16 protein-coding genes are annotated in these 12,903 nt (G+C 66.8%); 9 read left to right on the top strand and 7 right to left on the bottom strand.

Going from position 1 to position 12,903, the window contains the following annotated elements; all coding sequences use genetic code 11:
• Positions 1-25 precede the first annotated feature (25 nt).
• Genes fliP through V7E00_RS04480 form a run of 3 tightly spaced genes read right to left on the bottom strand, consistent with a single transcriptional unit; the run spans position 26 to position 1,678 of the window.
• Entirely contained in the window at positions 26-781 is a 756-nt protein-coding gene (gene fliP / locus V7E00_RS04490; protein ID WP_066722512.1) for a flagellar type III secretion system pore protein FliP, read from the bottom strand.
• Entirely contained in the window at positions 774-1,427 is a 654-nt protein-coding gene (locus V7E00_RS04485) for a flagellar biosynthetic protein FliO (RefSeq protein ID WP_333571475.1), read from the bottom strand. Before V7E00_RS04485 ends, fliP begins: the two co-directional genes overlap by 8 nt.
• A gap of 14 nt (positions 1,428-1,441) precedes the next feature.
• The gene (locus tag V7E00_RS04480) at positions 1,442-1,678 is read right to left on the bottom strand and encodes a FliM/FliN family flagellar motor switch protein (RefSeq protein WP_333571474.1); all 237 of its coding nucleotides are present in this window, start codon (positions 1,676-1,678) and stop codon (positions 1,442-1,444) included.
• A 116-nt stretch (positions 1,679-1,794) separates the two neighbouring features.
• Between V7E00_RS04480 and flgC the strand changes: the two genes are divergently transcribed.
• The 9 genes from flgC (at position 1,795) to V7E00_RS04435 (ending at position 8,949) form a co-directional block, all read left to right on the top strand.
• On the top strand, positions 1,795-2,202 hold the full coding sequence (flgC, locus tag V7E00_RS04475; protein WP_333571473.1) for a flagellar basal body rod protein FlgC: 408 nt from the start codon (positions 1,795-1,797) through the stop codon (positions 2,200-2,202).
• 12 nt (positions 2,203-2,214) lie between these two features.
• Complete coding sequence (locus tag V7E00_RS04470; protein ID WP_333571472.1) at positions 2,215-2,538, top strand: flagellar hook-basal body complex protein FliE; 324 nt, start codon at positions 2,215-2,217, stop codon at positions 2,536-2,538.
• 17 nt (positions 2,539-2,555) lie between these two features.
• Positions 2,556-2,819 (top strand): flagellar biosynthetic protein FliQ, encoded by a 264-nt coding sequence (locus V7E00_RS04465; RefSeq protein WP_333571471.1) that lies wholly within the window; start codon positions 2,556-2,558, stop codon positions 2,817-2,819.
• The gene (gene fliR, locus V7E00_RS04460; protein ID WP_333571470.1) at positions 2,816-3,574 is read left to right on the top strand and encodes a flagellar biosynthetic protein FliR; all 759 of its coding nucleotides are present in this window, start codon (positions 2,816-2,818) and stop codon (positions 3,572-3,574) included. The genes V7E00_RS04465 and fliR overlap by 4 nt, the downstream gene beginning before the upstream one ends.
• Positions 3,574-4,647, top strand: a complete 1,074-nt coding sequence (gene flhB, locus V7E00_RS04455) for a flagellar biosynthesis protein FlhB (protein WP_333571469.1) — start codon at positions 3,574-3,576, stop codon at positions 4,645-4,647. The genes fliR and flhB overlap by 1 nt, the downstream gene beginning before the upstream one ends.
• Positions 4,648-4,746: 99 nt before the next feature.
• A complete protein-coding gene (locus tag V7E00_RS04450) occupies positions 4,747-6,837 on the top strand; it encodes a TonB-dependent siderophore receptor (RefSeq protein WP_333571468.1) in 2,091 nt (696 codons plus the stop codon).
• A gap of 8 nt (positions 6,838-6,845) precedes the next feature.
• A complete protein-coding gene (locus V7E00_RS04445) occupies positions 6,846-7,145 on the top strand; it encodes a ketohydroxyglutarate aldolase (protein ID WP_333571467.1) in 300 nt (99 codons plus the stop codon).
• Positions 7,142-8,635 (top strand): PepSY-associated TM helix domain-containing protein, encoded by a 1,494-nt coding sequence (locus tag V7E00_RS04440; RefSeq protein ID WP_333571466.1) that lies wholly within the window; start codon positions 7,142-7,144, stop codon positions 8,633-8,635. Before V7E00_RS04445 ends, V7E00_RS04440 begins: the two co-directional genes overlap by 4 nt.
• Complete coding sequence (locus tag V7E00_RS04435) at positions 8,632-8,949, top strand: DUF3325 family protein (protein WP_333571465.1); 318 nt, start codon at positions 8,632-8,634, stop codon at positions 8,947-8,949. The genes V7E00_RS04440 and V7E00_RS04435 overlap by 4 nt, the downstream gene beginning before the upstream one ends.
• Before the next feature lie 406 nt (positions 8,950-9,355).
• Here the strand turns inward: V7E00_RS04435 and V7E00_RS04430 are convergent, their stop codons facing one another.
• From V7E00_RS04430 to mutM, 4 genes are all read right to left on the bottom strand, one after another.
• A complete protein-coding gene (locus V7E00_RS04430) occupies positions 9,356-9,844 on the bottom strand; it encodes a GNAT family N-acetyltransferase (RefSeq protein WP_333571464.1) in 489 nt (162 codons plus the stop codon).
• Complete coding sequence (gene dnaA, locus V7E00_RS04425) at positions 9,841-11,226, bottom strand: chromosomal replication initiator protein DnaA (protein ID WP_333571463.1); 1,386 nt, start codon at positions 11,224-11,226, stop codon at positions 9,841-9,843. Before dnaA ends, V7E00_RS04430 begins: the two co-directional genes overlap by 4 nt.
• Positions 11,227-11,660: 434 nt before the next feature.
• Positions 11,661-11,924 carry a 30S ribosomal protein S20 gene (gene rpsT / locus V7E00_RS04420; protein WP_010545371.1) on the bottom strand — a complete coding sequence of 88 codons (264 nt, stop codon included), beginning with the start codon at positions 11,922-11,924 and terminating at the stop codon, positions 11,661-11,663.
• A 96-nt stretch (positions 11,925-12,020) separates the two neighbouring features.
• Positions 12,021-12,830 carry a bifunctional DNA-formamidopyrimidine glycosylase/DNA-(apurinic or apyrimidinic site) lyase gene (gene mutM, locus V7E00_RS04415; protein ID WP_333571462.1) on the bottom strand — a complete coding sequence of 270 codons (810 nt, stop codon included), beginning with the start codon at positions 12,828-12,830 and terminating at the stop codon, positions 12,021-12,023.
• Positions 12,831-12,903 lie beyond the last annotated feature (73 nt).

The following is a 12,903-nucleotide window of genomic DNA, read 5'->3' as shown; positions in this document are numbered from 1 at the left end:
GCCCCCTCCCCGGAGGGGGCTAAGCTCAGTGCGTGAAGCTCTTCACCAGCGAGCCGGCGACCAGCGCCCAACCATCGACCAGCACGAAGAAGATGATCTTCATCGGCAGCGCGATCGTCGGCGGCGGCAGCATCATCATGCCCATCGCCATCAGCACCGCAGATACCGCCAGGTCGATCACGAGGAACGGCAGCAGCAGCAGGAAGCCGATTTCGAATGCACGGCGCAGCTCGGAGATCATGAAGGCAGGCGCCAGCGTCGTCAGCGGCGTTTCCGCCCGCGTGGCGATCTTCTTGTTGGCAAGGTCGGCGAACAGCTTGAGGTCGCTGTCGCGGACCTGGCCGAGCATGAACTGGCGGAACGGCTCGGTGGTCTTCTCGAACGCGGCGACTTCGGTCAGCTTGCCCTTGGTATAGGGGTCGACGCCCTCGTTCCACGCCTTCTCGAAGGTCGGCGCCATCACGAAGAAGCTGAGGAACAGGGCAAGGCTGATGATCACCGGGTTCGGCGGCACGCCCGGCGTACCGATGCCGGTGCGCAGCAGGGACAGCGCGACCACCATGCGGGTGAAGCTGGTCACCGTCATCAGCAGGCCCGGGGCCAGGCTGAGCACGGTGAGCATCAGCACCAGCTGGATGGCCTTGGCCGAGAGGGGTCCCTCGCCGCCGATGCTGATGGTCGCGCCCTGGGCCGCCGCCTGCGCGGCGGGCGCAACAGCCTGGGCGTGCGCCGCGACCGGCAGCACGATCAGCAGTGCGGCCGCGGCAAGAAGTTTACGCATTCAGCGCCTCACGTACCGCGCGCTTGTTCCACCGCGTGGTGTCGCGCGGGACGCGGGTACGCGTGGGAGCCGCCTGGGACTTGCGGGCGCGGCTGCGCGGCGCGGGCTCGGCGGCAGCCTGGGGAACCTCGACCGCGTCGGTCGCCGGCTCGGCATCATTCGCCGCCAGCGGGAGGCCCGGCGCAGCCTCGTCGGCCACGGCAACGACCTCGGCGGCCGGCGCTTCGGGCGTGGTTCCGGCCTGCGGCGCCACATCCGGACGAACGCGATCCACCATGGCCTTGAAGTCGAGCTTGCCGGCCAGCTTGGTCACCCCGGCCTTCAGCACCGCCAGATCGTCCTCGATCTTTGCAGGCGCCGCGGCAGCAGGCGTGGTCTCCACCACCGGCTGCGGCGGCGGGGTGATGCCGGTCTCGATCGTCGCATGGCCTTCCGGCCCGATCAGGATCAGGTGCTCGCACCCGTCGCGGCGGATCAGCGCAACCGAACGCTTGGCGTCCACGGCCAGCCGCTCGACTAGTTCGACGCGCTTGCGCCCGCCGCCGGTCACGCGGCCCGGGAGCTTCAGATCATAGCGGCGCACCACCCACAGGGCCGTCGCGAGCATCCCCAGCACCAGGCCCAACGCGCCCATGGTACGCAACATCGACAGGAGATCCATTAGTTGCGCTGCTTCTTCACGAGTTCAGAAATTTCGAGCGACATCACTTCGCCGTCGACAAGGATGCGCCCCAGCGCGACCAGCTCCCCGTTGACATAGACCATGCTCGGATCGTCCTGGCCGCAGTCCAGCGGGATCATTGCCCCGCGGCTCATCTGCAGGATCTGCCGGACCGGCACTTCGGTCGAACCGAGCACCACCGACATTTCGATCATGATTCCATCGAGTACGGACATGCGTCTCCCTTTCCCCCTGACTTATAGGAACCTTTTTTCCGCCCTCGGCGCCCTGCCCGGCAAAATTTGCCTACAATGATGGCGTGGGCCGTTTTCCAGGCCGTGGAGGATCAACAATGGATTTGGATGCTTCGCTGGGCGTTTCCGCCTCGGGTCTGCGCGCGCAATCGCTGCGGATGCGGACGATCGCGGAAAATCTCGCGAACCAGGATTCGGTCGCGGACACCCCGGGCGGCAACCCGTACCGCCGCAAGGTGATCAGCTTCCAGGCGGCGGTCGACCGCGCCAGCGGCGCTACCGGCGTCAAGGTGAAGTCGATCCAGGCCGATCAGTCGGACTTCGTGAAGGTCTATCAGCCCGGTCACCCGGCGGCGGACGCGCAGGGCTATGTCATGCGCCCCAACGTCAACGGCCTGATCGAGACCGCCGACATGAAGGCAGCGCAGCGCAGCTACGAAGCCAATCTCAACGCCATCGAAGCGGCCAAGAGCCTGACGATGCGCACCATCGATCTGCTCAAGTAAGGAACCAGCGCCATGTCTATCGGAGCATTGGACGCAACCAAGGCCTATGGCCGGGTCGCCTCGCTCGGCAATACCCTCGGCAAGGCTGCCGGCGGCGGTGAAATCGGCAGCGACCAGCCTTCGGGCTTCGGCGCGATGGTCGAGAACCTGGTCGGCGGCACGGCCGACAAGCTGCGCACCGCGGAGACCGCCTCGGCCAAGCAGGTTGCCGGCAAGGGCGACCTGATCGACGTCGTCACCGCGATCGGCGCTGCCGAGACCGCGCTCGACACCATGGTCGCGGTGCGCGACCGCGTGGTCGGCGCCTATACCGACATCATGCGCATGCAGATCTGACGCAGGCACGCACGATCATGACGCCCGCGCAGCTGATCAGCCTCACCGAATCCGCGCTCATGCTGATTCTCACCGTTGTCGGACCGCTGCTGCTGACCTCGCTGATCGTCGGCGTGTTCGTCGGCCTGCTCCAGGCCCTCACCCAGATCCAGGAAACCACTCTCACCTTCGTACCCAAGCTGGTCTCGATGGGATTGGTGTTCCTGCTGATGCTGCCCACGATCGGCCAGGCACTTGGCCAGTTCATGGGCAAGATCAGCGACATGATCATCCACGGATGATCGTCCCCCCCGATCTCGCGCTGCAGGCCTCGGCCTTCTTCATCGTCTTCGCGCGGGTCGGGGCGGTGCTGATGCTGCTCCCCGTCTTCGGCGAAGACGCGATCCCCGGGCGCATCCGCCTCTTCATCGCCTTCGCCATGTCGTTCGCGTTGTACGGCCTTATCGGGGAACCGGCGCGCGCAGCCGTGCAGGCGGGCGCCGTGCTCCCGGCGATCCTGGTGACCGAGCTGATCACCGGGCTCGCCATGGGGATGATCGTCAAGATCCTCTTCTTCTCGATCTCGATGGCCGGCTCGCTGATGAGCCTTCAGATCGGCCTGTCCTCGGCAGTGATCTTCGATCCCTCGCAGTCCGGCCAGGCGCCGATCCTGTCGAAGCTCGTCGGCCTCGTCGCCGCGCTCGCCTGCATGGGCATGCAGGTCCATCATCTGTGGCTGGGCGCGATCGTCCACAGCTACCAGACCTTCCCGATCGGCGGCATGCCGCCGATGCACGATTTCGCCGAGCTGGCGGTGGAAGCGATCGGCCGCTCCATGACGCTGGGCATCAGCCTGGCGGCTCCCTTCCTCGTCTACGGCATCGTCTTCAACGTCGCCCTCGGCCTTGCGGCGCGCGTAGCGCCGGCGATCCAGGTCTTCTTCATCGCCCAGCCGCTCAACCTGCTGCTCGGCCTCGCGCTGGTGATCACCACCATCGGCACCATGCTCACCGTCTTCACCCAGACCATGGGTGACGTGCTGCAAAAGGGCTGGTGATGGCGGGCGGCGGCGACGATTCGGACGACAAGACCCAGGAACCTACCGACAAGAAGCTCGAAGACGCGCGAAAGCGCGGCGACGTGCCGATGGCGCCCGAGATGCGCCACGCCGCGATGTTCGTCGCGGCGCTGGTGGTGATGGGCGGCCTTGGCACCTACACGGTCCAGCAGTTCGGCAACCTGTTCGTGCGCCTTTGGGGCGGCGCGGATGACTTCCGGATGGAGCCGACGGGCGCCCAGAGCTTCGCGACCGGGCTGTTCGGGGCGGTGGGCACCGCGCTGGCCCCGATCCTTGCGGCGCTGTTCGGCTTCGCGATCCTGGGCGGCGTGCTCCAGGGCCGGCCGATGATCAGCTGGTCGCGCATCAAGCCGAAGTGGAACAAGCTCAACCCCATGAACGGGGCCAAGCGCATGTTCGGCAAGCAGGCGCTGGTCGAGTTCGCCAAGACCTTCGCCAAGCTCTGCCTGGTCGGCGGCATTGCCGCCGCGATCGCCTGGCCGCACGCCGCGACGATCGACCGCCTGGTCGGCGCCGACCTGGTCGATACCGGCAGCGCGGCGAGCGACATCGTCCATGCCATGCTCCGCCCGATCGCGACGCTGGTCGGCGCGCTCGCCCTGTTCGACTTCGTCTGGCAGCGCCGCTCCTTCATGAAGCGCATGCGCATGAGCCTTCAGGAAGTGAAGGACGAGTACAAGCAGAGCGAAGGCGACCCCAAGATCAAGGCGAAGATCCGCAGCATGCAGATGCAGCGATCGCGCAGCCGGATGATGGCCAACGTCCCCAAGGCGAGCGTGGTCATCACCAACCCCACCCACTATGCCATCGCGCTGCAATATGATCACGGCAGCATGGGCGCGCCGGTGGTCGTCGCCAAGGGCGTGGACGCGATCGCGCTCAAGATCCGCGAGGTCGCCACGGAACACAAGATTCCGCTGGTGGAAAACCGTCCCCTCGCTCGCGCCCTCTACGCCAGCGCCGAGCTCGACCAGCCGATTCCGGTCGAGCATTATGCCGCGGTGGCTGAGGTGATCAGCTACGTCCTGCGGATCGCCCGCGGCCTGCGTTGAGCCAGATTTCGCCACCGTTTGTGATAATGAGATTGACTCGCAATATTCAGCTTCCCTAAAGGCACGCTCATAACGAGACCCAAAGGGAAAAGCTGGATCATGCTTCTGTCGCTGCGTACCGCCCTGCTGACTTCTGCGCTGCTTGCGCTCCCCGGCACCGCCTTTGCCGGGCCAGATAGTGCCGCGGACTCCGACGATCAGCAGAACCAGATCATCGTGACGGGCATCGCTACCCAGCCGTCGCGCAGCGCCACCGGCCTCACCCTCACCCCGCGCGATACGCCGCAGTCGATCACGATTATCGACCAGGCACGGATTCAGGACTTCCAGCTCACCAACGTCAACGACCTGCTGGACCAGACCGTCGGCATCAATGTCGAACGCGTGGAGAGCGACCGGACCTATTACAACTCCCGCGGCTTCGACATCACCAACTTCCAGGTCGACGGGATCGGCCTGCCGATGCCCTATGGCATCCAATATGGCGATCTCGACACCGCGTTGTTCGAACGGGTGGAGGCGATCCGCGGCGCCAACGCGCTGATGACCGGCGTGGGCAACCCGTCCGCCACGATCAACTATGTCCGCAAGCGGCCGACCGAGACGCTGCAGGCGCGCGCTACCGTGCAGGCCGGTTCGTGGAACCGCTGGCGCGCCGAGGCCGACGTGTCCGTGCCGGTGACCGACACCGTGGCCGTGCGCGGCATCTATGCGCATGAGAGCCGCGACAGCTATCTCGATTACAACCACGTCAACCGCAACGTGTACGGCCTGATCGCCGACTGGAAGGTGACGCCGCAGCTGACCGCAACGGTGGGCTACAGCCGCCAGGACAATGATGCGGACGGTGTCCTCTGGGGTGCGCTGCCGCTCACCTACACCGACGGCAGCCGCATCCCCTATGCGCGCTCGGCGACCACCTCGGCGCCCTGGACCTATTGGGACACCACCGACCAGCGCGCCTTCGGCGAACTCGCCTATGATCTGGGCAAGGGCTGGCAGGCCAAGGGCGTGTTCACCTACATCAACAACAAGCAGCAGGCGAAGCTGCTCTACGCCTATGACGCGCCGAACAAGGCGACCGGCCTCGGCATCAAGGGACAGGTCGGCCGCTACCCGTCGGAGACCGATCAGTATCTCGGCGATTTCACCGCGTCCGGCCCGCTTCACCTGTTCGGCCGCGAACACCAGCTGGCGTTCGGCGTTTCGAGCGGCCGGCTCGACAATCGCCAGTGGGAAGGCAACGGCAATAGCCTCATCGCCTACCCGGCAGTGCCGAACCTCGCCAGCGCAGTGGTCGCGGATCCGGGCACCGGCCCGATTACGCTTCAGGCGGACAGCCGGACGGATGTGACCCGCGCCTATGGCGCCGCGCACCTCAACGTCACCGATCGGCTGAAGGCCGTGGTCGGCGGCAGCGCGACGTGGCTGAAGTCCAGCGGCGTTTCCTACGGCGCCGACCAGTACCGCAAGAACAGCCGGGTCAGCCCCTATGCCGGCCTGACCTATGACCTGACGCCGAACGTCTCGTTCTACGCGAGCTATACCGACATCTTCAATCCGCAGATCGAAGTGAATTCGCGTGGCCGCAGGCTGGATCCGGTGACCGGCACCAGCATCGAAGGCGGCGTGAAGTCGGAGTGGTTCGGCGGCCGGCTCTATGCCACCGCGTCGCTGTTCCGCGCCAAGCAGAAGGGCCTGGCAACCTTCGCCGGAACCTTCGGCCCCGGCGACCCCGGCCAGGCGGGCACGAGCTACTATACCGGCCTCGACACCACCTCGCGCGGCTTCGAGATCGAGCTGGCCGGCAAGGTGACCGAGAACTGGACGATCAGCGGCGGCTATACCGGCCTCGAGATCGAGGACAATGCCGGCACGGCCGCCCGCGTGTTCATTCCTACCAAAAGCCTGAAGCTCGCCACCACCTATGCGGTGCCCGATCTGCGCGACCTGAAGCTGGGCGCCCAGCTGCGCTGGCAGAACGCGATCCGCAGCCCCGATTTCAGCGTGACCCAGGGTGACTATGCCGTGCTCGACCTGATGGGCAGCATCCGCATCGTCGACCATGTCCGCGCCGCGATCAACGTGCGCAACGTCACCGACAGTACCTATCTGGGCAGCATCATGTGGGGCCAGGCCTTTTACGCCCCGCCGCGCAGCGTGTTGGGCAGCATCACCTTCAGCTACTGAGGCGCGGCATGGGCGCGCATCTTCGCCGCGGCTGGAGCTATCGGGCGAACATCGCGGTGCGCGCGGTGGCGGGCAGCCTGGGCGCCTATCTCGTCGCGGCGTGCTTCGCCGCGGCGGCGGCGCGCACCCTGCCCCTCCCTCGGCTCGACGCCGTCATCCCGGCGACGATGCTCGCCTTTGTCGTGGCCCCCGTGGCGACGATCTGGGCCTTTCTCGCCCCCGGCCCGTTGCGGGCGCTGGGCGGCATCCTCGCCGCCTCGGCGCTGCTCGCGGGCATTGCCTGGGTCGCCGGGATGCCGCCTGCATGAGCGCCGTGCGCGACGGCGCCCGCCAGGCGATGGCGTGGCTGCACGGCTGGACCGGGCTGCTGCTCGGCTGGCTGCTGTTCGTGATGTGCCTGGGCGGCACGCTTAGCGTGTTCAAGCCCGAGATCGGTCGCTGGATGCGACCCGAGACCACCGCCATAGCCGGCCGCGCCGCTGCGCTCACCGCCGCAAGCAGCTGGCTGGAAAGGAACGCGCCCAATTCCTTCGGCTGGTACCTCACGCTGCCCAATGAACGGATGAACACCGTCGAGGCGACCTACGACCCCGGCACCGGCTTCGTCTACCGCGCGCTGGATCCGGTGACCGGCGCGCCCGCCCCGCGTGAGACGCTTGGCGGTGAATTCTTCTACCGCCTCCATTTCGAGCTGCAGCTGCCCTTCCCCTGGGGCCGGCTGCTCGCCTCACTGGGGGCGATGGTGCTGCTGCTGGGGCTGATCACCGGCATCATCGCCCACCGCCGCATCTTCAAGGACTTCTTCACCTTCCGCCCCGCCAAGGGCCAGCGTTCCTGGCTCGACGGGCACAATGCGCTGGGTGTGCTCGCCCTGCCCTTTCATGTCATGATCAGCTTCACCGGGCTGCTGACGCTGGCCACGCTCAACATGCCCTGGGCGATCAACGCCAATTACGGGAAGGACATGGCGGCGATGTACCAGGCGTTGCAGCCGGGCCAGATCGACCGCGCCGCGGTTGGCAGGCCTGCCCGCCTCGCGCCGCTTGCGCCCATGCTGCGCGAAGCCGAGCGCCGCTTCGGCGGGCAGCCCGTGGGTCGCGTAACGATCGCGCATCCGGGCGATGCGGCCGCCGTGGTGACCATGTTCCGCGACGATGCCCGCCAGATCGCCTATGCGGCGGGCGCGATTAGCTTTGACGGCACCACGGGCCGGGTCCTCGCCGACTTCACCGAGAACCGCCCCGCGCTGCAGACCTATGGCGTCGCCTACGGGCTCCACCTCGCCCGCTTCGCGCCGCTCGCGACGCGCTGGCTCTATTTCCTGTGCGGCGCGATGCTGACGCTGGCGGTGGCGAGCGGCATGGTGCTGTGGGTGGTCAAGCGCCGCGAACGAGCGCCGCTCAGCCTCGGCAACCGCATCGTCGAGCGGCTGAACGCTGGTGTCCTCGCCGGCGTGCCGATCGGCTGCGTGACGTTCCTGCTCGCCAACCGCATGGTGCCGCTGGGCGCAGCCGATCGCGCCGGTGCCGAAGTCTCGGTCGCGCTCTGGAGCGCCGCCGCGGCGCTGGTGGTGGGCGCAGTCCTCCCAGCGAAGCGCAGCTGGCCGCTGTTGATGGCGTTCCTGGCGCTGGAATGCGCGGCGGGGGCGCTGCCGTGCGGTGCGTTTGCCGATAACGTGCAGCGCGGTGTCAGCGCGGCGCTGCTCGCAGCCGCCGCCGGCACGGGCTGGCTGGCGTGGCGGCAATGGCGCCGCCCTGCTGCCACGCCGCGCCGCCGCAACAGGACTCAGCTCGCTTGATCGCCGCCGGCCTGACCCTGATCGGCTTTTTCGCGCTGGCCGCCGCGATGCCGCGCCACGCGCCTGCGCTGCTGGGCGGCTGGCAGACGCGCCTCCCTCCGCAGCGCCTCCGGATCGCAGGCTGGGCGCTGCTCCTTGCCGCCCTAGCCGCGACCCTCGCCGCGCCGGACTGGCCGCGCGGCCTGGTCACCTGGTTCGGCCTGTTGCCGCTTGCGGCGGCGCTGGTGCTGCTGGGGCTGAGCTATGACGTGCGTCTGGCGCGCGGCGCCGCGGCGCTAGGCCTCATCGCGCTCGTGGCGGGGCTGCTCGGTTAGCGCAGCCAGCACCGGGCAGAAATGGCCTGAACGGCGGTCCGCCGGCCTCGCCGCTCATGAGGTGAGCGCTGCCCAAGAATTTTGCCGACCAGGTGAGGTGCTCTAGGATGGCGACCGCAAGCTCCTGATGCGTTGCTCCCGCACGCTCATAGAGCCTCCAGCGGACGAGGCGATCCTCCTGAATCCGGCCTGTTCGTGAGACGCGCTCGTGGGTGCAATGTTACCCATACCCCAGAGGACGCTCATCAAGCCGATCGCGGATCGACGCGAAACCGCAACCAGCGCATGTCCGCACCCGACGAGCGCTGCAGCGCCTACGGGCGCCAGCGCACAGGTCGGTGCCGCGCAGTTGTTGTGCGGCGACCATCGCCGCCCGTTTCGCCTCCTCAGCGGTTCGCGTGTGTCGTTAAAGCTGTCGGTGAAGAATCAGCGCGTCCACCATACCGGCATCCGGATGATCGAATGCCGCCGGTACCCGCCCGATCGTGTTGAAGCCGAGCGCGTGCCAGAGCCGGACGGCCACGACATTGTTGGCGAGCACGAAGTTGTATTGCATCGCACGGAAGCCACGTGCCCTCGCCTCTTCGAAGCTGTGTTCCGCCATTGCCCGCGCAATGCCCCGCCCGCGGGCCTCGACGTGCGTGGCATAGCCGCAATTCGCGACATGCGCGCCGCCGCCCGCCTGGTTGGCGCGCAGATAATAGGTGCCGAGTACCTGTCTGGCTATTTCGGCGACGAAGCTCACCCGGTCTTGCCCCAGCCAATAGGCCAGCGCCGCATCACGGGGCATGTCGCGGTCCAGCGCGTAGGTGGCGCCGGCACGAATCACCGGCTCCAGGATCGCCCAGACAGCCGCGCCGTCTTCCGGCGCGGCAGGGCGGATCACCGGGTTCACCCCTCCAGGGTGCGCATCAGGGCGCGAACGGCGCCGTCGATCTCCACGTCCTTGCTGCGCAGATCCTCGATCCGCTTCACTGCGTGGATCACGGTCGAGTGGTCACGGTTGCCGAACTTGCGGCCGATCTCGGGCAGTGACCGCGTTGTCAGCCGCTTCGCCAGATACATCGCGATCTGGCGCGGGCGCGCGATCGCCACGGCACGGCGCGCCGAGATCAGGTCGAGCTGCTTCACCTCGAAATGCGTCGACACCGCGCGCTGGATCTCGTCGATCGTGATGCGGCGCTGGCTGGTACGCAGCACCTCGCCCAGCACGCTCGTCGCGAAGTCGATGGTGATCGATTCGTTGGAGAGGCTGGCATAGGCAACCAAGCGGTTCAGCGCGCCTTCCAGCTCGCGAACGTTGGTGGTGATGCGTGCGGCAAGCAGGTCCGCCACTTCCACCGGCATATCGACCGCCGGCATGTCCTTCAGCTTGCGCTCGACGATGGCGCGGCGCAGGTCGAGCTCGGCGGGCTTGATGTCGGCAACCAGCCCGGCGCCGAGGCGGCCGACCAGACGCGGCTCAAAGCCTTCGAGCGCCTGGGGCGCGCGGTCGGCCGCGATCACCAGCCGCTTGCCGGCGCTCATGAACTCGTTGACCGTGTGGAAGAATTCTTCCTGGGTCGCGTCCTTGCCGCCGATGAACTGAAGATCGTCGATCATCAGCAGGTCGACCGACCGAAGCCGGGTCTTGAACGCCAGCGTATCCTTGTTGCGCAGCGCCTGGACGAACTCGAACATGAAGCGCTCGCCGGTCGAATAGATCGCCGTCGCGCCAGGGTTCGCTTCGAGGAAGGCGTGGCCGATCGCGTGCATCAGGTGCGTCTTGCCCTGGCCGGTGCCGGCATGGAGGTAGAGCGGGCTGAACATCGGAACGCCCGGCTGCGCGACAGTGCGCGCAGCGTTGAAGGCGACGCGATTCGTCGTGCTCACCACGAAACGATCGAACGTGAAGCGCGGATCGAAGGCGGGGCGCTCCGCGGGTTCGACCAGCGTTTCCTTGCGCGGCGCGGGCGATGCTGCGGGCTCGGCGCTCAGCACGCGCTGCTCGGCGTCCTGCAGCGTCTCCAGCGTGACGCTGCGCACGTTGGGCAGCACCGCGCGGAACTCGAGCAGCAGGCGCTCGGCATAGTGATTCTTCACCCACTGGGTGAGGAACGGCGACGGCAGGCCCAGGCGAACGGCATGCGAATCGCTGCCGTCGATCAGCACCACGGGCTTCAGCCACTGGTCGAACAGCCGCTGGCCGGCCGAGCGGCGCAGGTTGGTGCGCACATGCGCCCAAGCCTTGGCGACGTCGCGGCCTTCCTCACGTTCCAGCGGTTGAACCTGAGTCACTTTGACGCACCCTTCCTTCGCGGAAATCTCGATTCCCGCGTTCAAAAATCAATATCGATCATGAGGCTCACCGCAGCCGGTCAATCCCCCGGAGACGCGCGATGAACTCGTTGCCCCGTCCAGCAACGTGGCCGGGAGGCTCGTTGTAGGAAGCTCGAACTGAGTCGAGCAAGGGCCTCCCATGTAAACTTTCTGAAATAGTTTTGTTGACAGGCCGAACCCCTAGGAAAACCGTGGGGGTGCCAAAATTGCCAAGTTATTCCAGCTGTTTAACGTGGAAAACGAGGATGGCGCCCCCGGCGAATCGACACGACTCGTGGATTCGCGCCACTCGAGGATCTTGCCCGAATTTTAACCATCTGTTGTGGCGCACATGCGCAAAAAGCCCTGCCGGACTAGTCCGGCAGGGCTTTTTAGTTACCGATTGGTTACGGTTAGGCGAGCGCCTGGAGACGCTTGTTCAGGCGCGAGAACTTGCGCGCAGCCGTGTTCTTGTGGAGCACGCCCTTGGCGACGCCACGTGCGATTTCCGGCTGCGCAGCGGCGAGCGCTTCAGTGGCAGCGGCCTTGTCGCCGGCGGTCAGCGCTGCTTCCACCTTCTTCACGAAGGTACGGATGCGGCCAACGCGTGCACCGTTGATTTCGGCGCGGCGGTCGTTGCGACGGATGCGCTTCTTCGCTTGCGGCGTATTCGCCATTCGGTCTTGTTCCTGCTCGAAATGGGTAAGGCGCGGAAGCGAGCCCACGCCGGAAGACGGGCCCCTTACCGGCTACAGCGATTCGGGTCAATCCTTTCAGCGTTGGCATTTGCCACAATAGAAGGTGGAGCGCCCCGAATCCACGCGGCGCTGCACGGGGCGGCCGCAACTGCACGGCTCCCCTTCCCGCCCATAGACGCGCCACTCCTTGGCGAAATAGCCGAGCTCGCCGTCCGGGCGGGCATAGTCGCGCAAGGTGGAACCGCCGGCGCGAATCGCGGCCTCCAGCACTTCGCGCACTGCCTGGACAAGCTTCTCGATCTTGGCACGGCTGATCGAGCCCGCCGGCTTGGTCGGCGCGATGCCCGAAAGGAACAGCGCCTCGCAGACATAGATATTGCCGAGGCCTGCCACGATTCGCTGGTCGAGCAGCAGCGCCTTCACCGGGGCGATTCGGTCACGAAACGCCTCGACCAGATGCGCCGCGGTGAAGTCCGGCCCCAGCGGCTCGGGCCCCAACGCCTTGAACGCCGGCCAGTCCGCCAGCGCGGCGGACGGCATCAGGTCCATCGAACCGAATCGCCGCGGATCGTTGAGCGACAATCGATGCCGCGCCGTCTCGATCACCACATGGTCGTGCTTGCCGAGTTCCGCCGGATCGATCCGCCAGCGCCCCGACATGCCGAGGTGGAATACCAGCGTGTCAGCTCGGTCCGTATATATAAGGCCGTATTTCGCGCGCCGGGCCAGCCCGGTGACGGTCGCCCCGGTCAGCCGCTGGCCGAGATCGACCGGGAACGGCCGGCGCAGGTCGGCACGATTGAGCAGCACGCGCTCGATCCGCTGCCCCTCCAGCACTGGGGCAAGGCCACGAACGGTGGTTTCTACTTCGGGAAGCTCAGGCATCTGGCCCCAGAGCTAGGAAGTGCGGGGCCGATTGTCACCTGCCCCTCAGCCCCCTTGGTTTGGCCGCCGCCTC

It is taken from the genome of Sphingomonas sp. (assembly GCF_036731925.1).
GTDB lineage: Bacteria > Pseudomonadota > Alphaproteobacteria > Sphingomonadales > Sphingomonadaceae > Sphingomonas.
This window is presented reverse-complemented; position numbering and strand designations above follow the sequence as displayed.

Excerpts from the sequence above, each read along its gene's own strand:
- fliP (WP_066722512.1), bottom strand. The coding sequence starts at position 781 with ATGCGTAAACTTCTTGCCGCGGCCGCACTGCTGATCGTGCTGCCGGTC.
- V7E00_RS04485 (WP_333571475.1), bottom strand. The coding sequence starts at position 1,427 with ATGTTGCGTACCATGGGCGCGTTGGGCCTGGTGCTGGGGATGCTCGCG.
- V7E00_RS04480 (WP_333571474.1), bottom strand. The coding sequence starts at position 1,678 with ATGTCCGTACTCGATGGAATCATGATCGAAATGTCGGTGGTGCTCGGT.
- flgC (WP_333571473.1), top strand. The coding sequence starts at position 1,795 with ATGGATTTGGATGCTTCGCTGGGCGTTTCCGCCTCGGGTCTGCGCGCG.
- V7E00_RS04470 (WP_333571472.1), top strand. The coding sequence starts at position 2,215 with ATGTCTATCGGAGCATTGGACGCAACCAAGGCCTATGGCCGGGTCGCC.
- V7E00_RS04465 (WP_333571471.1), top strand. The coding sequence starts at position 2,556 with ATGACGCCCGCGCAGCTGATCAGCCTCACCGAATCCGCGCTCATGCTG.
- fliR (WP_333571470.1), top strand. The coding sequence starts at position 2,816 with ATGATCGTCCCCCCCGATCTCGCGCTGCAGGCCTCGGCCTTCTTCATC.
- flhB (WP_333571469.1), top strand. The coding sequence starts at position 3,574 with ATGGCGGGCGGCGGCGACGATTCGGACGACAAGACCCAGGAACCTACC.
- V7E00_RS04450 (WP_333571468.1), top strand. The coding sequence starts at position 4,747 with ATGCTTCTGTCGCTGCGTACCGCCCTGCTGACTTCTGCGCTGCTTGCG.
- V7E00_RS04445 (WP_333571467.1), top strand. The coding sequence starts at position 6,846 with ATGGGCGCGCATCTTCGCCGCGGCTGGAGCTATCGGGCGAACATCGCG.
- V7E00_RS04440 (WP_333571466.1), top strand. The coding sequence starts at position 7,142 with ATGAGCGCCGTGCGCGACGGCGCCCGCCAGGCGATGGCGTGGCTGCAC.
- rpsT (WP_010545371.1), bottom strand. The coding sequence starts at position 11,924 with ATGGCGAATACGCCGCAAGCGAAGAAGCGCATCCGTCGCAACGACCGC.
- mutM (WP_333571462.1), bottom strand. The coding sequence starts at position 12,830 with ATGCCTGAGCTTCCCGAAGTAGAAACCACCGTTCGTGGCCTTGCCCCA.